This is a genomic window from Segniliparus rugosus ATCC BAA-974 (assembly GCF_000185725.2).
Classification (GTDB): domain Bacteria; phylum Actinomycetota; class Actinomycetes; order Mycobacteriales; family Mycobacteriaceae; genus Segniliparus; species Segniliparus rugosus.
In genome coordinates, this window is the sequence record NZ_KI391953.1 from 172,200 (window position 1) to 193,049 (window position 20,850).

Sequence of the window (20,850 nt, forward strand, 5' to 3'; positions counted from 1 at the left end):
ACCGCTAGTTTCCACTTGGCGACCCCATCGTGTGTCCTGCCGCGCTCTGTGGGGTCGAGCGATCGGGCGCCGAGGAAGTGTCTTCCAGGATGTCGGGCGCGGGCGGCGAGCTTGGTTCGCGACGCGCATGAGGCTGTGCTCCGCTTGGTTTAGGCCGCCAGAGCGCTATGCTCGCGCCGAGCAGCACGATGTCTTTCAGGAGGAAAGCGTCGGGAGCGTTCCATCCGGCTTTGGACCAATCCACCGAGGTCGCGAAGAATGAGAGCGTGATCAGAAAGGTCCCGGCGCACAGCGCCGTTGCGGCCGCGTTCGCCCACCACAACCGCACGCCCAGCAGCAGCAACGCCACGGCGGCCAGTTCCACGACACCGATAATGTCCGAGACCCCGCGCAGCCCCAAGGAGCCCAGCGCCCAGGTGAACAGAGGGCTTTCGCCCACCAGCGGAGCTATGCTGCGGGCCTCCCCCGCAGTGAACTTGGCCAGTCCGTTCCACCCGAGGTTCACCACCAAGCCGAGACGCGCCACAGCTAATCCGGCCTGCCGGACTCGTGCGCCGTCAAGCTCCCAAACGTCCATAGAGGTCTCCTCTCTCCGTATACATGACAAAACCTGATCGTGGATGCGCTCGAAGGGCCTTCGACCTAGAGCGGTTGTTGCACGCCGTGCCAGAGTCGTTTCGTAGAAGCTTGAGCGGATCTCTCGCGTCCCGGCGAATCGAGACGGCCTCGGTCAGCGTTCCATGGGCTCGACCATCATGGGGGAGCGGCTTGTCGCCGCGCTCGGCGAAGGCTCGCTCATCGTCGTCGAATGGCTGCGCATGGGCATGGGGGACATTTCTTGCGAAGAGGGGGCCGAAGAGCCGCCTTTGTCGCACGCCGCAACAGCTCCAACCGACAGAAAAAGAAGGGAGGCGGTAAGACAACTCTTCCGAAGAGTTTTCTGGTCCATGGGGCGGAATCCTTTCGAGGTCCTTGCAGTCGGTCTTAGGGGGTTCGGAGCTGTCGGCCGCGCGGATGGGTCACAGCTCGACCTCGCTCACCATTGCCCCGGTGGGCTTCGGCATACCGGACGAGGGTTCGAGGGAGAGCATCACCCCTGTGGCCTGCCCGAGCGCCGCGACCACCATCGGCCGACCGGCTTCGCCCGGGGCGATCATGCCTGCCGAAGTCATGGAGCTGTCCGGGCGGACAAGCCAGACTTGGTACACCTTGTTGTCCGGGATCCGCGTCGTCGGGGGCAGCAGGATCACGGCTTTGTTCATATTTCTCGAGTACGTGATCGCAACCATGCCTTCCTGTCCGACGATCTTGCCCATCGTCATATGAGCGTCCGGCGCGGTCATCACCATGGACGCGTCCCTGGGTATGCTTTGGTCCGCGATCTGCTCCCGAAACGGGCCGAAACGCCACACGCCGAAGACCGCGAGCAGCACGAGACAGGCCGCTATCGCGGCGATCGCGGCCCATCGCCTCGGCCATGCGGTTGGCCGGACCTCGGCCAGCAGGGCGTCGCGCGCGCGGGCCGGAGGCTGGAGCGCGAACGGTTCTGCGAGCCGGTTCAACGCCTCCCGTGTCGCGGCGATCTGGGCCACTGCCCAGTCCTGTTCCTCTCGCCCGGCTTCTGCGAGGGCAGACTCGAACGCGGCGTGCTCGTCCTGCGGCAGCGCGTCGAGCGCATACAGCTCGACAAGGTCCGCGAGATCTTTCGGAGCGAATTCGTCACGCATCGTTGCGCACCTCCATGCACTCGCGCAGCTTGCGCATGCCGTCCCTGATCCTCGACTTGACCGCAGGAAGGCCCAGCCGCAGCCGCTGCGCCACCTCGGGATAGCTCAACCCGCCGAAATACGCCAGGGCAATGCTCTCGCGCTGCGCGTCGGTGAGCTTCGCCAGACAATTCCGCACCGCGTCGCCCTCCTCCCGACTGACCACTAGATCCACGGTGTCGGAAGCAGCTGTCGGAGTATTCTCGTCAGAATACTCCTGCTCCCGCCGCCGCGCCGCAACCTCGCTGCGGACCCGGTCGACCGCGCGGCGGTGCGCGATGGTCAAGAGCCACGATGACGCGCTGCCCTGTTCAGGGCAGAATGCGTCTGCGGCGCGCCATACCTGTAGGTAGGTCTCTTGGAGCACGTCCTCGGCGACAGCTCGGTCGCGGCACACCCGCACCGCCAGCCCGTACACGCGGGCGCACGTGAGGTCGTAGAGGCGGGCAAATGCGGCCTGGTCGCCGGTTGCCACCTGCCGGAGCAGTCGTGCCAGTTCCGCGCCCTCTCCGTTCGTCGCCGTTGGGTTCATGACGACCACAACTACTACACCACCTGTATCTCTCGTTCGTGCCATCCTGTCGCCCCGTCCGGGGCCGGGCCGCTGCGACGCCCGTCCTGGACACGGCCTTCGCGGTCGTAGGCACGACAGGCGATCGTGTGGTTCCCAGGCTCCGCCGCCCAGTCGAACCACCATTGCCGCCACGTGTCGGCCGAGTATTCGTCGGCGAGGCGAGCCTCCTGCCAAGGGCCGTCGTCGACCCGCACTTCCACCTTCGAGATCCCGACGTGCTGCGCCCACGCGGAGCCCGCCACCACGACGCGCCCAGCTCTCACGGACCCTCCAGGGCGCTCGAGCCGGGAGGAGAGCTTGATCGGCCCCCGCTCGGACCAGCCCCTGGTCGACCAATACGCTTTCGACCGGTCAAACCGGGTGATTTCCCACTCGATCACCCATTTCGTCGCCGAGACATAGCCGTACAGGCCCGGCACGACCTGGCGAACCGGATAACCGTGCTCGAATGGCAGCGGCTCTCCGTTCATCCCGACCGCGAGCATCGCGTCCCGACCGTCCCGCACGGCGGAGAGCGGTGTGCCAGCTGTCCAGCCGTCGACGCTGCGTGAGAGCAACATGTCCGCGTCGGGCAGCGGCCCGGCTTCCGCGAGCACCAAGGCCATCGGCACGCCCGACCAGACCGCGTTGCCTATCAGGTCCCCGCCCACTTCGTTCGAGACGCAGGTGAGCGTCACCGCCCGCTCGATCATCGGCATCGCGGCCAAATCAGCCCACGTCAACTCAAGCGGATTGGCGACCATGCCGAAGACTTTGAGCCGCCATGCCTCTCGGGATAGCGCGGGCGTCGCCAGGGCCGTGTCGATCCGGTAGAAGTCCTGGACGCTGGTCACGAACGGGACGGCCTCTGGGGCGGTCGCGCCGTTCGGGATCGACGGAGCCGGACTCGTGGGCCGGGGCAGCAGTGTGGCCGCGCGCTCCGAGCCGAGTGATCGGAGCCGGTCGATCTTGGTGGTGGCAAACGCTAGGACAGCGCCGGACGCGGAGAGGCTCATGAGCGAAGCCGCAAAGGCCCGCCTGCTGAGCGGAACCCCCTCCGGGCCTCCCGGCTCCGAGGAGGACCGGACACGGAGCAGCCCGAGCGGGAAGCGTAACGCTGTGACGCCGACGATCACAGCCGAGAGCGGGGCGAAAAGCGAGCGCCAGCCCGGCTGCGGAGCCTCTGCCCAAACAGCCGCGTAACCCAAGGCGCCGCACAACAGGAAGACGGAGGAGCCCAGCGGGAGCCGTGGGCGCTCAAGAAAACCGGCGAGCGCGCCGAGTGCGGCGAGCGTCGCGCCCAGGCACACGAACAGGACTGTCTTGTCACTCGTCCCGAATTGTCCGACGACCCATTCGCGCAGCCAGGGCGGGGTGAAGTCGACAACAACCGACCCGACCGCAGGGAAAGGGGCAGGGGCGGCTCCGAGAGCTGCGGCGGTGAAGAAACTCGTCGCCAATGCGGCGGCCATGGCCACGACTCCGGTCAAAGCGCGGCGGGTCCATTCGCTCATGCGCAGTTCTTCGTCGCCGAACGCTCTTCGGATGGGCCGGAGACCACAGTTCCGTCACATCTGTGAACGTCCTTCATCCTCGGAGAAGGGAGGAGTGTTGAGGAGCTGATTCATGCACCGGCGGCGTTGCCCGCTTGTCTGTCGTTCGAAGCGGTCCTAGCACGCAGTGCGTCCGTCAGTGGACGGTGCGGGATGAGAGCCGCCGGAGCCAGGGATCGGGAAGCTGAAAGGCGGAAGCGCAGGGATGTCGCGCGTGTTCATGCCGAGGATGTTGGAAACCGGCGCCTGCGCTGTTGTGGGCGAGTCGGGCAGTGCGGGTCGGCGACATTCTGCACGTCTCCGTCTGGAGCCGACGAAGATCGCGCGGTCTCCGGCGAGGGAGCGCCCAGGGGGGCGATCACCGTGGATGTGGGGAGCCCAGCCTCTCCGCCGTGCTGTGGCCGGGCCCGGAGTAGTTGTCGTGGCGAGGCGTGCGACAAAGGCGGCTTTTCGCGTCTCATCTCGCTGGGGCCAACTGGCGAGATCGTCCTGCTCGCTGGATCAGCGGACGGGCTGGTCGCAGCTCGCCGGGGGGTCGACCTGCGAGCAGGAGACGGGCGCGGTCTCGGGCCGGTAGCCGTCTGGCAGGCCGTGCTCGGCGACGATCCGCTTGTACGCGGCGACGCCGTCGGTCGGCTTGCGGGCCAGAGTCGGATCGCTCGTCACGTCGACGGTGTAGAGGCCGAAGCGGGGGTGGTAGCTGCCCCATTCGTAGTTGTCGGTGAGCGACCAGACGTTGTAGCCGATCACAGGGATTCCGTCGTCCTTGGCCCGTTGGACCCAGTACACGGTGTCGCGGATCTGCTGGGCTCGGGTGACCCCGTCCGCCCTTGGCTTGCCGTCCTCGGTCGGCATCCCGTTCTCCACGATGTAGAGCGGTTTGCCGGGGTAGCGCTTCGCGTAGCGCCGGAGCACGTAGTAGATCCCTTCGGGCTGGAGCGGATTCGTCCACGGGGCCAGGTTCATCTCCATGAGCTTCTTGGGGTCGCTTTTCAGCGCCGTCGGGATGTCGATCGGGGCTCCGGCGGAAGTCCCGTAGTAGTAGTCGATCCCCACGTAGTCTGTGCGCATCCTGTCGGTCAGCATGGTGTCGATCTGGTCCTCGATCCCCGGCATGTAGGCGAGGTTGCTGGTGACCATGCTGCGCGGGCTCTTGGCGTGGATGTAGTCGTACGCCTCGTTGTTCGCGCGCACGAGCCGGTCCGCGACCGAGGCGGCCTGGTCCGCGCCCGCGCCGTCCAGCACTGTCTGCATGGAGAGGTAGACGGCCGGCTCGTTGATGGTGACCCACAGCGGATCGTCCGCTTGGTAGCGGTCCACGACCCGGCGCGCGTTGGCGAGCCAGTCGTCCACCGTCTTCGAGACCTTCCAGCCGCCTTGGTCGGCGACCCAGCCGGGGTAGACCCAGTGGTCGATGGTGAGCATGGGGCGCATCCCTGCTGCTTTGATGGTCTTGACGACGTCGTCGTAGTAGGCCCATTCCGCCTCGTCGGACTGGCCTGGCCGGGGTTCGAGGCGGGACCATTCGATCCCGATCCGGTACACCTTCACGCCGAGGTCCTTCGCGAGCGCGATGTCCTCCTTGTAGCGGTGGCGGAAGTCCACCGAAGTCCCGATACGGTCGGTGACCAGCGGCGAGTTCGCGATACGGGTCCAGTTGCTGTCCGGAGGGTTCCCCTCGGATTGGAACCCGCTCGACGCGATGCCCCAGAGGAAGCCGTCGCCGAGGCCCCGGCTCTTGGACGGCGCCGTGGTGAGGGTTGCGATCAGGGCGAGGACTGCCGCCGCGGCCACTGTCGCGAGCAATGGCTTGAAGAACCAAGGTATTTGCTTCATAGAAACTACCCTAACCGGCAAATGCGCCGGAGGAGCCGGAACGGTGAGATCTGCCACCGAGCGGCGCAAGCGGTTGAGGGGCGCCTGAGGAGGGGATAGGTTATCTCCCGTGAGCACGTCGAGCCGGCTACTTCCCCGCGATGACCTGGGCGTCCGGGCAGATTTGGTGCTCGGCGTGCCGTCGGGCATGGTTTTCGCCTGGGTCTTCGAGGAGGCGGTCGACAGGGAGGATCTCGCGCGGATCCACGGGGTTTTGCGCGAGGGGCCGCTCAGTCGCGCGGTCAAAAGATCATGGGTGCCGGGAGCGAGGGACCGCTGGGTCAAAGCCCCGGTGGCGGGAGAGCTGGCGTACGCCGCCGGGCAGATCCCCGAGGAGCAGGTCTTCGGGTGGATCGAAGCGCAGGACAAGGCCCCGCTGGACTTGGTGCGCGGGCCCGCGTGGCGGCTCTCGGCGACGGCGGTGGAGGGCGGCGGCATGGTCGTCGTGCTGGTTTGCCACCATGCGGTCGCGGACGGGCTCGGCGTGTTCGCTGCCTGGACCGCGGCGGTGGAGGGCAGGCGGATCGGCGAGCTGCCCGAGGACGGCGGCTTTGTCGCCGACGTCGTGGACAGCTTCCGGCAGTGGGGAGCCGCCCTGGCCAGTTTCGGTTCGATGCTCCGCGCCGCGTTCCGCCGCGGCCGGGGGACGCGCCGGTCGAAGCCCGGAAGATCACGACGGCGGCGGACTACCAGCACGAGCCGGTGTCGGCGGCGACGTTCGTCCCGCGCCGCGCGCTCCTGTCGTTTTCGAGCGAGCAGTTCCGCAAGGCCGCTGCCGAGCGGGGCGGCACCCCGAACAGCCTGTTCGTCGGCATCGCGACGCGTTTCCTCGTTTCCTCCGGCGTGATCCCGGACGAGCGGACGGTGAACGTCTCGCAGCGGATCAGCGACCGGGGCGAGGGCGACGTCCGAGGCAATATCACCGCAGGGGTCGACATCCTCGTGGACGTGGGGCCCTCGCTGTACCAGGATCTGCGCCAGATCCGGCAGGCGAGCAAAGAGGCGTTCGGGAAATGGGAGGGCGGCGGAGAGGACCTCGGGGAGTTCGACTCCCCTCTCATCCAGCTGCTGCCCGACTGGCTCCTGGCCTTCGTGGCGAAGCAAACCGTGAAGAACCCGTCGAAGACGCTGTGCACGCTCTCGAACGTCGGGAAGGCTCCTGAGTCGATGCTCCGGTTCGCGGGCAAGTCGGCGAGCGCGCTCTACCCGGTGTTCGTCTTGCCGAAGCAGACGGACGCGAGCCTGTGGCGGACGTCGGGGAGCGCGGTGCAAGGCTCGTTGATCGACCTGGGGGATGTGACGTCTATCGTTCTCGAAGGCCGCAACCCCGAGCGGCATTCGGTCGAGCACGCGGAGTTCGTGAAGCTCGTCATCGACGAATGCGCTCGTTGGGGCCTCGAGCCTTTACATGTCCTGTGATCGCCCCGAAGGAGGAGCTATGCGCTTCGTCGTCCCGCTGACCGGCAGCCGAGGAGACGCCCAGCCGGTGTTCGCGATATGCCGCGAGCTGCGAGCGCGCGGCCACGACGTCGTGCTCGTCGTCGCGCCCGAATGGCTGGAGATGGCCGAGAAGCTCGAGCTATCGGCGAAGGAGATGTACCCGGATATCGCGGTCGAGCTCTCCTCGCCGGAGGCGAAGGAGGCGCTCGCGTCCGGCAACGCGCTGCGCATCCTGCTCACGAATATCAAGTTGCTGCGCAACACGGTGGGTTCCGCCCTTGAGCGGGTCACGGAGCTGGCCGAGAGCCCGGAGCTGGCTTCCGCCGACGCCATCGTCACGACCTCGCTGACCGAGGAGATCGGCCAGGCCATCGCCGAGGCCAAGGGGATTCCCCTTGTCGCCCTGCATCCCTACCCGAACCGGGTGAACAGCAAATTCCCCAGTATGTTCGCGTCGAAGATGCGTCTGCCCGGTTGGGGGAACAAGCTCAGCTGGGTTCTGTTCAACTTGTTCCGGCATATCGCGTTCAACCTGCTGTTCGTGACGAAGCTGCGGCGCAGGCTCGGGCTCAAACCGGCCTGGTTCGCCACGATCGCGCAGCGGGTGCGCCGATTGGGGGCGGTCGAGGTGCAGATTTACGAGCCGGAGCTGGTGCCGGGCATCGTGGAGGAATGGCATGGCAAGCCGCGCCCGTTCACCGGCTACCCGAAATTCGACGAGTCCGCCCGCGTCGCGCTCGGCGAATGGGGCGGGCCGGTGGACGAGGTCGTCTCGTGGATCGGCGAGGGCGAGGCTACGTTCTTCTTCGGTTTCGGCAGCACGCCGATGCCAACGCACACCAATGCCAGCGTTGTGGAGGCGGTGAGCCAAGTCTGTCAGCGGCTCGGCGTGCGGGCACTGGTCAACTTCGGCCACGGCGATCTGCCCGAAGTCCCAACGGGACTCGAGGCCAGTGTGCGGGTCGTCGGCCCGATCGCGCATGACCGGGTGTTCCCGTATTGCGCGGGCGCGGTGATCGGCGGCGGCGTCGGGACGACGACGGAGGCGCTGTGGGCTGGGTTGCCGACGCTGATCTGCGGAGTCTCGTACGACCAACCCGCCTGGGGCGTGCAGGTGCAGAAGATGGGCGTCGGGACGGCGATGCGGTCGGTGGACATCACCGCCGATTCGCTGACCGAGGCGATCCAGGTGCTGCGCGATCCCGAGGTCGTCCGCAAGGCGGCCGAGGTCGGGGCGGTGCTGCGGCAGAAGGAGGCTTCCACGGCCCGCGCGGCGGCGGCGATAGAGGACGCCGTGCTGCAGGCGAAGGCGCGGTAAAGGCGCGCGGGACCGACGCTGCCCTTGGCTCTCTCTGTCAATAAGTTCGATCATGTCGGTGAAGAAGCATCTGGTTTTCTCTTGTGATGTAACACACTTTCTGGTAGAGTCGAATGTATGAGCGGGACTGTGGGAGTCGCTGCGGAGGAGTTGTTTCTCGACCTCCGGCCGGACGCGTGTGCGGATATGAAGGACGTGCATGCGGCGTTGCGGGAAGTGGAGCGCCTGGACGCGGTGCTGCTGGCCCGGAAGGCGGCGTTGGTGGCGGACGCGGCGGAGAGGATCACCCGGCGGAAGGCCGAGGAGGAGAAGGCGATGCTGGTGTTCGCGGAGGACATGACCGAGCATTACCCTCAGTTCGGGGCCAAGCTCGCGAGGGGCGAGGTCACCGCGAAGACCGCCCGTTTGGTGGGCAAGTCGTTGGAGTCCGCTCCCGCCGGATGGCGGGAGAAGCTGGACACCTGGTTGGCGGAGCGGGCTCCGCGTTGGCGGTTGCACTCCCAGTCCAAAATCCAGGGGTTGATCGAGGCGCAGTACATCCGCTGGGACTCCGAATGGACGAAACAACGCCGCGAGCGCGCCCACGCCGAGCGCGGCATCTTCTTCCAACCCATTGGCGACGGGATGGCGAAGATCTGGGGCGCCATGCCCCTCATGGAAGCCGCGATGGTGAAAGACCGGCTCGACGCCGTCGCAAGAACCGTCTGCCCCCAAGACCCCAGAGCCATGTGGACCCGCCGGGCCGACGCGCTCGCCGCCCTCGTCGGAGACGGGGAAGACAAGCTCCGCTGCGAATGCGGACGCGACACTTGTCAGGCCGCGCAGAGAACTGTGCCCCAGGCCAAACCCGTCGAACTCGTCGTGGACCTCGCCGTCCTCGCCAACCTCTCCGATCTGCCCGCTTGGCTCGACGGATCACCCATCGACCCCGACTTAGCCAGAGCGATGGCCAAAGCGTCGAAGAACATCCGCTTCACCACCACCCCCGAACAGTACAAACCGACCACGGCCGTCGAAACCCACGTCAACGCCCGCGACAAACACTGTCGGTTCCCCGGCTGTTATCGAAGAGCCAGAACAGAACTCGACCATACGCACCCCTTCGACCACCACAACCCCAGCGCGGGCGGACAAACCGTCCCCCAAAACATAAAACGACTCTGCCGACACCACCACCGAGCAAAAACCCACGAACGATGGCGAGACACACAAAACCCCGACGGTGCCGTCGCATGGACGTCGCCCACCGGCCAGCACTACACCACCAACCCCGGCTGAGCTGCGCCGTTGCCGACACCACCCCCGGCTTAGCGTCTCGATCAACCGCGTCTCGCCCTCGGTCCTGTGCTCCCGCGCTCACCGGACACTTCACACTCGTCGGCCAGCACTACACCACCGCGCCATCCGTTTGATGGCTTGATAACCCAAAAATACCTGGGGCCGCCCGCAAGCGCGGACGGCCCCAGCTGGCGTATTGGGATGAATTACAGCGGGATGTTGCCGTGCTTCTTCGGGGGCAGCGGGGCGACCTTGCGCTCGAGGACGCGCAACGCGACCGAGACCTGGGCGCGGGTGTGCGAGGGCAGGATGACCGCGTCCACGTAGCCGCGCTCGGCGGCGACGTACGGGTTGTACAGCGTGGCCTCGTACTCGTCCTGGAGTTTCGCTCGCAGTCCTTCGATGTCGTCGCCGTTCTTGGCCGCGTCGGCGAGCGTGCGCCGATGCACGATGTTCACTGCGCCGGACGCGCCCATGACCGCGATCTCGGCGGTCGGCCAGGCGAGGTTCACATCGGCGCCCATGTGCTTGGAGCCCATGCAGATGTACGCGCCGCCGTATGCCTTGCGGGTGATGACGGTGATCTTGCCGACCGTCGCCTCGCCGTAGGCGAAGAGCAGCTTCGCGCCGCGCCGGATGATGCCGTCGTGCTCTTGCTCGGCTCCGGGCAAGAAGCCCGGCACGTCCACGAGGGAGAGGATGGGGATGCCGAACGCGTCGCAGGTGCGGATGAACCGCGCGGCCTTCTCGGAGGCTGCGATGTCGAGGCAGCCGGCGAGGACCATGGGCTGGTTGGCGACGACGCCAATGCTGCGGCCTTCGATCCGGGCGAAGCCGACGAGGACGTTCTGGGCGTAGTTCGGCTGGATTTCCAGCAGCTCGCCGTCGTCCACGATGCGGCTGATGACGTCCCGCATGTCGTAGGGCTGGTTCGGGGAGTCGGGGATGATCGCGTCGAGTTCTTCGTCGTCATGCGTGACGGAGTTCTCGATGGGGAAGGTGACCGGATGCTCGTGCGTGTACCTCGGCGCTTCGGCCCGGTTGTTGTTCGGCAGGTAGGCCAGGAGTTCCTTGGCGAATTCCAGCGCCTCCCCCTCGGAGTGCGCGACGTGGTGCGCGGTGCCGGACTTGGTCATGTGCGTGTGTGCGCCGCCAAGCTCCTCCATCGTCACCTCTTCGCCGGTGACGGTCTTGATGACGTCCGGGCCGGTGATGAACAGTTGGCTGGATTTGTCCACCATGATGATGAAGTCGGTGAGCGCGGGCGAGTACACCGCGCCGCCGGCCGCCGCGCCGAGCACGATGGAGATCTGCGGGATCACGCCGGAGGCGCGGACGTTGCGGTGGAAGATCTCGCCGAACTGGGCGAGGGAGACGACGCCTTCCTGGATGCGGGCCCCGCCGCCGTCGTAGATGCCGATGAGCGGGCGCCCGGTCTTGATCGCGAGGTCCATGACCTTGGTGATCTTCTCGCCGTTTGCCTCGCTGAGGCTGCCGCCGAAGACGGTCGCGTCCTGGCTGAACACGCAGACCTCGCGTCCGTCGATGGTCCCGTAGCCGGTCACGACGCCGTCGCCGAGGGGCCGTTTGGCTCCCATGCCGAAGTTGGTGGAGCGGTGTTTCGCCAGGGCGTCGAACTCGACGAACGAGCCCTCGTCGAGCAGCGCGTCCACGCGCTCGCGGGCGGTCTGCTTGCCTTTGGCGTGCACCGCTTCGACAGCCGCTTCGCCGACCGGCTTCTGCGTTTCGGCCAGACGTTGGCGCATATCGTGGAGCTTGCCGGCGGTGGTGTGGATGCTCGGCGCTTCGACAGGTTCAGCGGTGGTCATAGGGAACCATCATATCGGGCGATGCGGGCGCCCTGGGAACGACAGACCGCGAAGGCGGGCTTAGGCTGGTCAGCATGACCGAGAATGACCGCAGGGAGCCGCTCGACGCCGCGTGGCTCGGCCAATATCTCAGGAACCGCCCCCCGTTGGGCTGGGAGTCGGTGGAGGTGATCGAGGAGACGGGTTCGACGAACGCGGACCTCTTGGACCGGGCGCGTTCGGGGTCGATCGCGCGTCGGGTGCTCATCGCGGACCACCAGACGCAAGCCAGGGGACGGCTGGACCGGCGGTGGGAGGCTCCGACCCGCACGCAGATCGCGCTCTCGTTCGGGGTGGCCGTCGAACAGAACGGAGCGGAGCTGGGCTGGCTCCCCCTTGTCGTCGGGCTCTCGGTCGGGGCGATGCTGGCCCAGTACTTCGACTCCTACCGGACCATCTCCGGGGTCCCGGTGCCCGAGCCGAGCTTGAAATGGCCGAACGACGTGCTGGTCGGCGGCCGCAAGATCGCCGGGATCCTCGTCCAGCTCACTCCGAAAGGGGACGAGGCGGTGGTGGGCGTCGGGCTGAACGTGGACCAGCGCGAGGACGAGCTGCCCGTGCCGACGGCGACGTCGCTTCGGATCGAGCAGGTCGCGGCGGTCCGCCAGCAGCTGGTCCCGTTGCTGTTGATGGAGCTGGACAAGGGGCTGGAGCAGTGGCGCACCCAGGACCCCGGGCTCGCGACGGCGTACCGGGCGCACTGCTCGACCATCGGGCAGGACGTGCGGGTGACGCTGCCGGGCGGCGGCGAGCTGCTCGGCAGGGCCAGCTCGGTCGACCACCACGGTAGGCTTGTGGTCACCGAGGACGACGGGACTCCTCGCGTGGTGGACGTGGGCGACATCGAGCACGTCCGGCCAAGAGGAGGATAATGGGCGCTCAAGGCGGACCGCAGTGGCTCGCGCCGGACGAGCGGGTCCAACTGCGCACGCATCCGCACTGGAAATGGCTCCTGCGGCCGATCTCTGTCTTCCTCCTCGCGAGTCTGGCGCTGGGTTTTGTCCTGTACTTCGTGGACGAGCGGACGCATGGGACGGCCAAGACTGTCGCGGAGGGGGCGGCGGTCGCGGTGTACGCGGTGGTCGTCGTGCTGTTCTGCGCGGTGCGCTTCGTCGACTGGCTCACCACGAACTTCTACGTGACGGACAAGCGGGTGGCCTACCGGCACGGGGTGTTCACCCGAGAGGGCATCGACATCCCGCTCTCGCGCATTTCGAGCGTCGAATTCCGGCACGGCCTCGTCGACCGTATGTTGCGGACGGGGATCTTGATCATCGAGTCGGCCTCGGACGAGCCGCTCGAATTCGAAGACATTCCGAAGGTCGAGCAGGTCCACGCTATGCTCTACCGGGAAGTGTTCGATCTCGACGGTCATGACAGGCGGGCGTAGGAGGCAGGGATGGCTGCAGAAGAGGCAGAGAGCTGGCTTACGCCCGGCGAGCGGGTGCTGGTCGAGGCGAGACAGCATTGGAAGTCTTTCGCCGGGCTGGTGCTGGTCGGCTTGATCGCGGGGCTCGCAGTCGCGGGCGTGGGCTTCGACCACGCCCGGCATGCGAAGTGGATCGCCCGAGGCGAGCATGTTCGCCCGAATCAGCTCGCCGACCGCGTGGCCGCGCATCAGCTGCACGGCCTCGTGCTGGAGATCGTCGGCGGAGTCGTCCTCCTCGTCTTCTTGGCCGTGGGGTTCGTCCGTTGGCGCACCACGCGTTACTTCGTCACCGACCAGCGCGTCGTCGCCCGTCGGGGCCTCGTCGTCCGAACGGGGGCGGACGCGCCGCTCGGCAAGGTGCAGACGATCCGCTTCCGGCAGGGCGTCACGGACCGGATCTTCGGCACAGGGACGCTCGTCGTCGCCTCGGGAGCTTTGCGCGCGGTGAAGCTGGGGTCGATCCGCAACTGGCAGGAGGCGCACGCGAAGGTCCACGAGGGACAGCGCGTGGCGGCGCAGCCGATCGGGCCTCGGTTCGGGCCCCCGCCGCCCGTGCCGAAGCCGAACTTCGGGTCCCCGTTCGCGGCTCCGCAGCCCGCTCCGTCTTCAGCCCCGGCGTTTGCCGCGCCGCCGCCAGCGCCGGAGCCTCGACAGGCGAATGATGGCCCGCCGGTTCCGCCGTGGCTGCGGGACGAGCCCGACGCTCCGACGCTGAACCTGTAATCGGGTTAGAATCGCGCCGTGGCCCCACTCGACCTCGCGATCATCGGCTCCGGCAGCGGCAACTCCATCCCGGACGAGCGGTTCGACTCTTGGCGGATCGGGATCTTCGAATCCGGCGTGTACGGCGGGACGTGCTTGAACGTCGGCTGCATCCCGACGAAAATGTTCGTCTACGCCGCAGACGTCGCGGAGATCGCCCGAGAGTCCGACCGGTACGGCGTGCACGCGAAAGTCGAGAGCGTCGACTGGCCCGCCATCGTGCGGCGGGTCTTCGGGCGGATCGACCCGATCTCGGCGGGCGGGAAGCGCTACCGAATCGAAGACTGCCCCAACATCGAGGTGCGCACCTCGCCCGTGCGATTTGCGGGGAAAGCCGAGGGCGGGGCATACCGTTTGGCCACCGAGGCCGGGGAAGAAGTGCTGGCCAAGCGGGTCGTGATCGCGGCGGGCGCGCGACCGGTCGTTCCTGAGGAAGTGATCGCGAGCGGCGCGCCGTTCTTCACAAACGAGGACGTCATGCGGCTGCCAGAGCTGCCGGAACGGCTGCTCGTGCTGGGCGGCGGGTACATCGCGACGGAGTTCGCCCACGTCTTCTCCTCCCTCGGTTCGCGGGTCACGGTCGTGGCCAGGGGCGACGCGTTGCTTCGGTACAAAGACCACGAGATCTCGCAGCGGTTCACCGAGGTCGCCAAGCAGAAGTGGGACGTGCGCCTCGGCGCGCGGCTGGAGCGGGTGGAGCAGGTCGGGGGCGAGATTGCCTTGGTGTTCCAGGATGGCACGCGGGCCAGCGGCGACGTGCTTTTGGTTGCGACGGGCCGCCGACCCAACGGCGACCGGCTGGACCTCGGCTCCATCGGGCTTGAGCTCGACGAGACAGGCCGGGTCGTGACGGACCGCCATGGCCGCACTTCGGCGGAAGACGTGTGGGCGTTCGGCGATGTGAGTTCGCCGTACCAGCTCAAGCATGTCGCGAACCATGAGGCGCGGGTGGTGCAGGCGAATCTGCTCCGAGGCTGGGACAGCCTGGAGCTGGACGCGTTCGACCACCGCTTCGTGCCCGCCGCCGTGTTCACCCATCCGCAGGTCGCCACCGTGGGGCTCACCGAGGCGCAGGCTCGGGAGCAGGGCTTCGACGTCGCGGTGAAGACCCAGAACTTCGGCGATGTCGCGTACGGCTGGGGGATGGAGGACACGACGGGCCTGTGCAAGCTCGTCGCCGAACGCCGCACAGGGCGCCTCCTCGGCGCGCATCTGCTCGGCCCGCAGGCCGCGACGCTCATCCAGCCGCTGATCCAGGCGCTCTCGTTCGGCCTCGACGCGCGCAGCATGGCGCGCGGCCAATACTGGATCCACCCCGCGCTCTCTGAAGTGGTGGAGAACGCTCTTCTCGGGTTGGATCTCTAGGTCTTCAGAGAGGAGGGCTCCTCGGAGTCTTCCGGGGGCAGCTCGTCCAACAGGACGGGATAGGCGAATTTGCGCAAAGCCCAGAACCGGAACGCCATTTGCAGGAAGTTGCCGATGACGTAGGCGAGCATGAAGTCGATGACGCCGATCCGCAGCGATTTGTCCTGCGCCAGGCCGCACAGGTTGTGCGCCACCCAGATCGGAGCGGCGGCGAGCAGGACGCCGATGCCGCTGATGACGAAGAAGAGCAGCGCCTCGTGGTGGCGTTGGCGGCCGCCCCGGTGTTTGAACGACCACTCGCTGTTGAGGATGTAGCTGAGCACGGTGGCCAAAATTCCCGACACGACCTTCGCGGTGGTGTGCTTGGTGTCTAGCGCGGTGAAGATCAGCCCGTAGTAGATCGCCATGTCGAAGACGAACGTGGTGGCTCCGACGACCGCGAATTTGATGAGCTCGTGATGTCGGACGAGGAATCTCTGCAAGGGGCCGGGGAGCAGCCGCAGCACGGCGCGCTCGATCACTTCGGCCGGCTCGTGCGACTGGTGGTCGGTGTCGGACATAGCGGCACAGTCTACCTCTCTATGCTGTCGGGGTGATCTCCTCTGAACAATCACCCCTGGTGGCGATGGTGGGCGGCGGCCAGCTTGCCCGGATGACGCACCAAGCCGCGATCGCTTTGGGCCGAGGCCTGCGGATTGTGGCCGAACGCCCAGACGACCCCGCCGCCCAAGTCAGCCCGGACGTGGTGCTCGGCAAGGCCGACGACCTCGAAGCCTTGCGGCGGGCCGTGCGGGGCGCGGTCGCGCTCACCTTCGACCACGAGCAGGTCCCGCAGGAGGTGCTGCGCGCGCTCGAGGCCGAGGACGTCGCGGTGCATCCGCCCTCGGCCGCCCTCCGGTTCGCGCAGGACAAGCTGGCGATGCGCGAGCGGCTGGCAGAGCTGGGAGCCCCCGCGCCATGCTTCTGGCGGGTGGTGGACCCAGTCGAGTGCCCGTGGCCGGACGGCGGGCTGGTGTTGAAGACGGCGAGCGGCGGCTACGACGGTCGGGGCGTGTGGTTCCCGCAGACCAAGGACGAGGCGCAGGAGATCGTCGCGCAGTTGCTCGAGGCGGGACAGGACGTCCTCGCGGAGGAGAAAGTCGCGGCGAAGCGGGAGCTTTCGGCGCTGGTGGCCCGGTCCCCCCTCGGCCAGGTGGCGGCCTGGCCGGTGGTGGAGACGGTGCAGGAGAGCGGGATCTGCGTGACCGTGATCGCGCCCGCGCAGGATCTCCCAGGGGAGCTTGCCGCTCAGGCGCAGGAGCTCGCGATCCAGCTCGCGACCGACCTTGGCGTGGTCGGCGTGCTGGCGGTGGAGCTCTTCGAGACGGCGGACGGGCGGATCCTCGTCAACGAGCTGGCGATGCGCCCGCACAACAGCGGGCACTGGACCATGGACGGGTCGACGACCAGCCAGTTCGAGCAGCACCTTCGCGCGGTGCTGGACTATCCGCTCGGCGACCCGAGCCCGATCGCCGAGGTCACAGTCATGGCGAACATCATCGGCGGGGTCGCGGCCAGCGGGATGTCCATGGATGAGCGGGTGCACCACCTCATGGCGCGCTTCCCGAGGGTGAAAGTCCACCTGTACGGCAAAGCGCCGAGGCCGGGCCGCAAGATCGGGCATGTGAACCTCGTCGGAGCCTCGTCGGACTTGCAGGAGATCCGGGCGGAGGCGGAGCGAGCCGCGCGCTGGTTGTCGAGCGGGGAAGGACTGTCGGAATGATGACGCTTGAGGGAAGCTCGCGCAGGTCGTGGCCGAGGGGAAGACTGCTCTCGGGCGGCGAGGCCGGAGCGGTGGGCCGAGTGCGGCCCTCGGGCCGATAAAGTGGCGGTATGACTGAGAACCTTGTCGGCGTGATCATGGGCAGCGATTCGGATTGGCCGGTGCTCGGGCAGGCCGCCGAGGCGCTCGCGGAGTTCGGCGTCGGATTCGAGGCGCGCGTGGTCTCGGCGCACCGCACCCCGGTCGGCATGCTCCAGTACGCGGCAGAGGCCGAGGGCCGAGGCCTGCGAGTGATCATCGCCGGGGCGGGCGGGGCCGCGCACTTGCCGGGCATGGTCGCCTCGGCGACCCCGTTGCCGGTGATCGGGGTTCCGGTGCCGCTAGAACGGCTCGACGGCTTGGACTCGCTGCTCTCCATCGTGCAAATGCCGCCGGGCATCCCGGTCGCCACGGTGGGCGTCGGCGCGGGCCGGAACGCGGGCTTGCTGGCGCTGCGGATCCTGGCCGTCTCCGACGGCGCGCTGCGCGCGAAGCTCAGGGATTACGCGGCGGACCTCGCCGATCTCACGGCGCTGAAAGACGCCAAGGTGCAAGAGGCTGTGTCGCAGCGCTGGCCGGAACGGGCGCAGTAGCGCAGTTCAGCCGCGTCTGCGCTGGAAGGACGCGGGATCGAACTTGAAGAACACCCTGACGAGGGCATGCCACCACACGCGGGAGATCTGCGGGTCTTTTCCCTTGCTGATCCGCCGGATTTGCAGGGAATGCCATCCGAGGTCCAGCGCGCTGTCGATTTGTTTGAGGTCGATCACCTTGGCGACGACCGGACGCGCCGTTCCCACTTGGACGACGTGGGACGGCAGTCGGTCTGTCTTGTCGTTCAGCAAAATGCTCGCCGCCTCTGGGAAGGTGATGGCCGGTCGCCCGAGCCCGACCATGTCGACCGCGCCGGAGGCGACCGCGTCGGTCATGGCGGCCTTGCTGCGGAATCCGCCGGTCACGGCGAGCGGGACCGGTCCCGCGTGCTCGCGGGCGGTCTTGGCGTAGTCGAGGAAGTAGGCTTCTCGGGCCTTGGTGCTCTGGGCCTGGGGGCGGCCCATCATCGCAGGCGACTCGTAGGTGCCGCCGCTGATCTCGATGAGGTCCACTGCCTCGGCGGCGAGGGCGCGGATCACCTCGCGGGACTCCTCTTCGGAGAATCCGCCGCGTTGGAAGTCGGCGGAGTTGAGCTTCACGCCCACGGCGAAGGAGGGGCTGACCCTCGCCCGCACCCGGCGCACGGCTTCGAGGAGGAAGCGGCGGCGGCGTTCGGGATCCCCGCCCCATTCGTCCGTGCGCCGGTTCGCGAGCGGGGAGAGGAATTGCGTGATCAGGTAGCCGTGCGCGGCGTGCAGCTGCACGCCGCGAAATCCGGCAGCCTCGAGCACGACGGCGGTGGCGGCGTAGCGGTCGAGGAGGTTTTCGACCTCCTCGGCGCGCAGCTCCCTCGGCTTGCCGGTGAACCTGGACGTGTTCGCCCGAACGGCGCTCGGGGCCACCGCCTTGGCTATGTTGAGCATGTTCGTGGCTTGTCGGCCGGGGTGGTTGATTTGCGCCCAGAGGGGCGCGTCGGTGTTGTCCTGGAACGTCTTCGCCCAGCGGGACAGCGCGGGGAGATGGCGCTCGTCTTCGACGACGACGTTCCCCGGCTCGACGCGGTGGCGGCGGTCGATCATGATGTTGCCGGTGACGACGAGCCCGTACCCGCCCAGGCTCCACCGCTCGTAGAGGCCGAGCAGCCGGGAGCTTGGGGCTCCGGCGAGATTGCCGAGCCCCTCGCTGAGCGCGGACTTCATCAGCCGGTTCGGCAGCGTTTGCCCGCAGCGGAGCGTGAGCGGCTCGGCGATCGGGTCGAGAATGGACGAGGTCATGGCTTGGTTGCTCCTTGATGCGATGGGACTGGGGCGGGGTCGCTCGAAACCGGCGCGACCGTCGATCCGCGTGGTCGCCTCCCGGGAGGTCGCGAGATATATTATATATTAGATAATATACGCTGATGCGTCAAGGGTGGGGAGTTCGGAGATATGTCAATTTAGGGCTTGTGCCCCGTCCCGGCGCGCGGTAGCGTCGTCGGTGCACGTGCCTGGTCCTCGCGCCGAAGCCCACCAGTGCGGCGCGTCGGGCCTCGCTTGGATCCCCGCTGCGATCTCGGGAAAAGCCTCAGGAGCTCTTCGATATGCACTCTTCGCCCGAACAACGTGGTTTGTCGAATCATTCGGCCAGCGGCGCGTCGGCCGCCTCGCGGCCCCGCGCCATCGGCGGCGCGCTGGGCGTGTTCGCGGCGGCGACGGCGTTCACGGTGGGATTGGCCGCCTTCTCCGCGGAGAGCGGCGGGCAGGCGCTGCGGACGGAGGCCTCGGCCCCTCGCGGCGGCGGGATCGGCCCGCTCGCTGGCTCGTCCGGGTTCCGGCTCGTCGACAACCATGGCGGCGGTTCTGGCTCGGGCGGCGGCCATGCGAGCGGCGGATCGTCCTCCGGGGGCTCTTCCTCCGGCGGTTCGGGCGGTCATGCCAGCGGGTCGAATGCCGGCGGTTCCGGTTCCAGTGGTTCGGGCTCGGGCGGCGCTTCGTCGGGCGGTTCCGGTTCTGCGGGCTCGCATGACGCTGGCGGATCGTCTTCGGGCGGCTCGAGTTCGGGGGGCTCAGGCGGTTCGAGTTCGGGGGGCTCCGCTTCGAACGGCTCGTCCGCCAGCGGCTCTGGCTCGTCCAGTGGTTCTGCTGCTGCTGGCGCGAAGGGTACAGGCTCGTCCAGTGGTTCTGCTGCCGCTGGAGCGAAGGGCACAGGCTCGGGCGGCGTTGGCTCGCATGATTCTTCCAACGGTTCGAATGCGAACGGCTCCGCCTCGAACGCCTCCGCTGGTTCTCACGCGTCTTCCGGCAAAGGGGCCGGTAGCGGTGTTGGCGATGCGGAGCACGCGGCAGGCGGCGTCGGCTCGGGCGGCTCAGCTCTTGGCGGTGTCGGCTCCGCCGGTTCTCACGCGCCTTCCGGCAAAGGGGCTGGTAGCGGTGTTGGCGATGCGGAGCACGCGGCGGGCGGCGCGGGCGCAGCGGCGAGTGGGTCCGCCTCCACCGGCTCCAAGGGCGCGGACTCCAAGGGCTCGAATGTGAGCGGCGCGGCTTCTGGCCCGGCGGGAGCGGTCGGACATACGCCGGGAGGCGTGGGAACTCCGGCGGGCGCGAGCTCGGGAGGCACGAGCGCCGCCACGGTTTCCGGCAACACGGCGAGCGGCCCGCAGGCGGGCGCGACGACGAACCACGTCGCCTCGACAGGACCCGGAGCCGCCAGCGGCATCGGGACCAGCGCGCTCGGAGCCAAGGCAGCGGCGAGCGCGGTTGGCGGGACCATCGGCGGGGCTATCGGGTCCGCGGCCGGGGCCTCTGCTCCGGCTGGCGCGGCGGCTCCGGCTGGCGCCGCTGTTCACGGCACGACGACAGCGCAGACGTTCGCCTCTGCCGCTGTCTCTGCTTCGACGACGAGCGTGAACGACGCCTTCGGCATCGGCTCCGCGATCCAGTCCGGCGTGCAGCTCGGGTTCACCGGGGCCTCGATCGGCCGCACCATCGGCTCGGCCATCGGGAGCGCTGCAGACGTCACGCTGGGCATCCTCGGGATCGGCGGCGGCGGTTTCGGCACGCTCGGCTCCATCGCCGGCGGCGCGATCGGGGGAGCCATCGGCGGCGCGATCGGCGGTTTCCTCGGCGGTGTGCAGTCCATCGGGAACGGCGCGGGCGCGGGCGGCCTCGTCGGAGCGGTGGTCGGCGCGGCAGTCGGAGCCGGACTCGGCGGGTTCAACGGGGCGTTCGGCACCAGCATCGGAGCCTGACCGCGCTTCGCCAAGAACGCGG

20 protein-coding genes are annotated in these 20,850 nt (G+C 67.9%); 11 read left to right on the top strand and 9 right to left on the bottom strand.

Annotated elements, in window-relative coordinates:
* Positions 1-4: 4 nt before the first annotated feature.
* The 5 genes from HMPREF9336_RS00830 to HMPREF9336_RS00850 form a co-directional block, all read right to left on the bottom strand.
* Positions 5-577: a DUF417 family protein gene (locus tag HMPREF9336_RS00830; RefSeq protein WP_007472263.1), complete on the bottom strand. Its 573-nt coding sequence runs from the start codon at positions 575-577 to the stop codon at positions 5-7.
* Positions 578-1,019: 442 nt separating this feature from the next.
* Positions 1,020-1,727, bottom strand: a complete 708-nt coding sequence (locus tag HMPREF9336_RS00835) for an anti-sigma factor (RefSeq protein ID WP_007472261.1) — start codon at positions 1,725-1,727, stop codon at positions 1,020-1,022.
* The gene (gene sigK, locus HMPREF9336_RS00840) at positions 1,720-2,298 is read right to left on the bottom strand and encodes an ECF RNA polymerase sigma factor SigK (RefSeq protein WP_007472259.1); all 579 of its coding nucleotides are present in this window, start codon (positions 2,296-2,298) and stop codon (positions 1,720-1,722) included. The genes HMPREF9336_RS00835 and sigK overlap by 8 nt, the downstream gene beginning before the upstream one ends.
* 14 nt (positions 2,299-2,312) lie before the next feature.
* Positions 2,313-3,833 (bottom strand): molybdopterin-dependent oxidoreductase, encoded by a 1,521-nt coding sequence (locus tag HMPREF9336_RS00845; RefSeq protein WP_007472256.1) that lies wholly within the window; start codon positions 3,831-3,833, stop codon positions 2,313-2,315.
* Positions 3,834-4,373: 540 nt separating this feature from the next.
* A complete protein-coding gene (locus HMPREF9336_RS00850; protein ID WP_007472253.1) occupies positions 4,374-5,708 on the bottom strand; it encodes a family 1 glycosylhydrolase in 1,335 nt (444 codons plus the stop codon).
* A 109-nt stretch (positions 5,709-5,817) separates the two neighbouring features.
* Between HMPREF9336_RS00850 and HMPREF9336_RS18180 the strand changes: the two genes are divergently transcribed.
* The 4 genes from HMPREF9336_RS18180 to HMPREF9336_RS00865 all read left to right on the top strand — a co-directional run bounded on the left by HMPREF9336_RS18180 (position 5,818) and on the right by HMPREF9336_RS00865 (position 9,783).
* Positions 5,818-6,594: a non-ribosomal peptide synthetase gene (locus HMPREF9336_RS18180; protein ID WP_156920253.1), complete on the top strand. Its 777-nt coding sequence runs from the start codon at positions 5,818-5,820 to the stop codon at positions 6,592-6,594.
* Positions 6,591-7,166 carry a hypothetical protein gene (locus HMPREF9336_RS00855; RefSeq protein WP_156920254.1) on the top strand — a complete coding sequence of 192 codons (576 nt, stop codon included), beginning with the start codon at positions 6,591-6,593 and terminating at the stop codon, positions 7,164-7,166. The genes HMPREF9336_RS18180 and HMPREF9336_RS00855 overlap by 4 nt, the downstream gene beginning before the upstream one ends.
* A 19-nt stretch (positions 7,167-7,185) precedes the next feature.
* Positions 7,186-8,505, top strand: coding sequence for a glycosyltransferase (locus tag HMPREF9336_RS00860; protein ID WP_007472250.1), 1,320 nt, complete (start codon positions 7,186-7,188; stop codon positions 8,503-8,505).
* A 117-nt stretch (positions 8,506-8,622) separates the two neighbouring features.
* Positions 8,623-9,783, top strand: coding sequence for an HNH endonuclease signature motif containing protein (locus HMPREF9336_RS00865; protein WP_007472248.1), 1,161 nt, complete (start codon positions 8,623-8,625; stop codon positions 9,781-9,783).
* Positions 9,784-9,989: 206 nt separating this feature from the next.
* Here HMPREF9336_RS00865 and HMPREF9336_RS00870 read toward each other — a convergent pair whose 3' ends face one another.
* Entirely contained in the window at positions 9,990-11,612 is a 1,623-nt protein-coding gene (locus HMPREF9336_RS00870; RefSeq protein ID WP_007472247.1) for an acyl-CoA carboxylase subunit beta, read from the bottom strand.
* Positions 11,613-11,686: 74 nt separating this feature from the next.
* Here HMPREF9336_RS00870 and HMPREF9336_RS00875 point away from each other — a divergent pair, with 74 nt between their 5' ends.
* The 4 genes from HMPREF9336_RS00875 to HMPREF9336_RS00890 are packed head-to-tail and all read left to right on the top strand — an operon-like array spanning position 11,687 to position 15,207.
* A complete protein-coding gene (locus HMPREF9336_RS00875) occupies positions 11,687-12,523 on the top strand; it encodes a biotin--[acetyl-CoA-carboxylase] ligase (RefSeq protein ID WP_007472245.1) in 837 nt (278 codons plus the stop codon).
* On the top strand, positions 12,523-13,041 hold the full coding sequence (locus HMPREF9336_RS00880; protein WP_007472243.1) for a PH domain-containing protein: 519 nt from the start codon (positions 12,523-12,525) through the stop codon (positions 13,039-13,041). Before HMPREF9336_RS00875 ends, HMPREF9336_RS00880 begins: the two co-directional genes overlap by 1 nt.
* Before the next feature lie 9 nt (positions 13,042-13,050).
* Positions 13,051-13,803 (top strand): PH domain-containing protein, encoded by a 753-nt coding sequence (locus HMPREF9336_RS00885; protein ID WP_007472239.1) that lies wholly within the window; start codon positions 13,051-13,053, stop codon positions 13,801-13,803.
* An 18-nt stretch (positions 13,804-13,821) separates the two neighbouring features.
* The gene (locus tag HMPREF9336_RS00890; RefSeq protein ID WP_007472238.1) at positions 13,822-15,207 is read left to right on the top strand and encodes a mycothione reductase; all 1,386 of its coding nucleotides are present in this window, start codon (positions 13,822-13,824) and stop codon (positions 15,205-15,207) included.
* On the opposite strand, the gene HMPREF9336_RS00895 is transcribed toward HMPREF9336_RS00890, so the two are convergent.
* A complete protein-coding gene (locus HMPREF9336_RS00895; RefSeq protein ID WP_007472236.1) occupies positions 15,204-15,767 on the bottom strand; it encodes a GtrA family protein in 564 nt (187 codons plus the stop codon). The genes HMPREF9336_RS00890 and HMPREF9336_RS00895 overlap by 4 nt on opposite strands.
* A gap of 32 nt (positions 15,768-15,799) precedes the next feature.
* On the opposite strand from HMPREF9336_RS00895, the gene HMPREF9336_RS00900 reads away from it, so the two are divergent.
* Both HMPREF9336_RS00900 and purE read left to right on the top strand, forming a co-directional pair.
* A complete protein-coding gene (locus tag HMPREF9336_RS00900) occupies positions 15,800-16,969 on the top strand; it encodes a 5-(carboxyamino)imidazole ribonucleotide synthase (RefSeq protein ID WP_007472235.1) in 1,170 nt (389 codons plus the stop codon).
* Between the two features lie 110 nt (positions 16,970-17,079).
* Complete coding sequence (gene purE / locus HMPREF9336_RS00905) at positions 17,080-17,601, top strand: 5-(carboxyamino)imidazole ribonucleotide mutase (RefSeq protein WP_007472234.1); 522 nt, start codon at positions 17,080-17,082, stop codon at positions 17,599-17,601.
* 6 nt (positions 17,602-17,607) lie between these two features.
* Here purE and HMPREF9336_RS00910 read toward each other — a convergent pair whose 3' ends face one another.
* Together HMPREF9336_RS00910 and HMPREF9336_RS17305 are read right to left on the bottom strand one after the other, a co-directional pair.
* Positions 17,608-18,876, bottom strand: a complete 1,269-nt coding sequence (locus HMPREF9336_RS00910) for an NADH:flavin oxidoreductase/NADH oxidase family protein (RefSeq protein WP_007472232.1) — start codon at positions 18,874-18,876, stop codon at positions 17,608-17,610.
* Positions 18,877-19,216: 340 nt separating this feature from the next.
* Positions 19,217-19,426, bottom strand: coding sequence for a hypothetical protein (locus HMPREF9336_RS17305; protein WP_051357095.1), 210 nt, complete (start codon positions 19,424-19,426; stop codon positions 19,217-19,219).
* A 736-nt stretch (positions 19,427-20,162) separates the two neighbouring features.
* Between HMPREF9336_RS17305 and HMPREF9336_RS17310 the strand changes: the two genes are divergently transcribed.
* Complete coding sequence (locus HMPREF9336_RS17310) at positions 20,163-20,828, top strand: hypothetical protein (RefSeq protein ID WP_051357097.1); 666 nt, start codon at positions 20,163-20,165, stop codon at positions 20,826-20,828.
* Positions 20,829-20,850: the final 22 nt, after the last annotated feature.

Excerpts from the sequence above, each read along its gene's own strand:
- HMPREF9336_RS00830 (WP_007472263.1), bottom strand. The coding sequence starts at position 577 with ATGGACGTTTGGGAGCTTGACGGCGCACGAGTCCGGCAGGCCGGATTA.
- HMPREF9336_RS00835 (WP_007472261.1), bottom strand. The coding sequence starts at position 1,727 with ATGCGTGACGAATTCGCTCCGAAAGATCTCGCGGACCTTGTCGAGCTG.
- sigK (WP_007472259.1), bottom strand. The coding sequence starts at position 2,298 with ATGAACCCAACGGCGACGAACGGAGAGGGCGCGGAACTGGCACGACTG.
- HMPREF9336_RS00845 (WP_007472256.1), bottom strand. The coding sequence starts at position 3,833 with ATGAGCGAATGGACCCGCCGCGCTTTGACCGGAGTCGTGGCCATGGCC.
- HMPREF9336_RS00850 (WP_007472253.1), bottom strand. The coding sequence starts at position 5,708 with ATGAAGCAAATACCTTGGTTCTTCAAGCCATTGCTCGCGACAGTGGCC.
- HMPREF9336_RS00860 (WP_007472250.1), top strand. The coding sequence starts at position 7,186 with ATGCGCTTCGTCGTCCCGCTGACCGGCAGCCGAGGAGACGCCCAGCCG.
- HMPREF9336_RS00865 (WP_007472248.1), top strand. The coding sequence starts at position 8,623 with ATGAGCGGGACTGTGGGAGTCGCTGCGGAGGAGTTGTTTCTCGACCTC.
- HMPREF9336_RS00870 (WP_007472247.1), bottom strand. The coding sequence starts at position 11,612 with ATGACCACCGCTGAACCTGTCGAAGCGCCGAGCATCCACACCACCGCC.
- HMPREF9336_RS00875 (WP_007472245.1), top strand. The coding sequence starts at position 11,687 with ATGACCGAGAATGACCGCAGGGAGCCGCTCGACGCCGCGTGGCTCGGC.
- HMPREF9336_RS00880 (WP_007472243.1), top strand. The coding sequence starts at position 12,523 with ATGGGCGCTCAAGGCGGACCGCAGTGGCTCGCGCCGGACGAGCGGGTC.
- HMPREF9336_RS00885 (WP_007472239.1), top strand. The coding sequence starts at position 13,051 with ATGGCTGCAGAAGAGGCAGAGAGCTGGCTTACGCCCGGCGAGCGGGTG.
- HMPREF9336_RS00895 (WP_007472236.1), bottom strand. The coding sequence starts at position 15,767 with ATGTCCGACACCGACCACCAGTCGCACGAGCCGGCCGAAGTGATCGAG.
- purE (WP_007472234.1), top strand. The coding sequence starts at position 17,080 with ATGACTGAGAACCTTGTCGGCGTGATCATGGGCAGCGATTCGGATTGG.
- HMPREF9336_RS00910 (WP_007472232.1), bottom strand. The coding sequence starts at position 18,876 with ATGACCTCGTCCATTCTCGACCCGATCGCCGAGCCGCTCACGCTCCGC.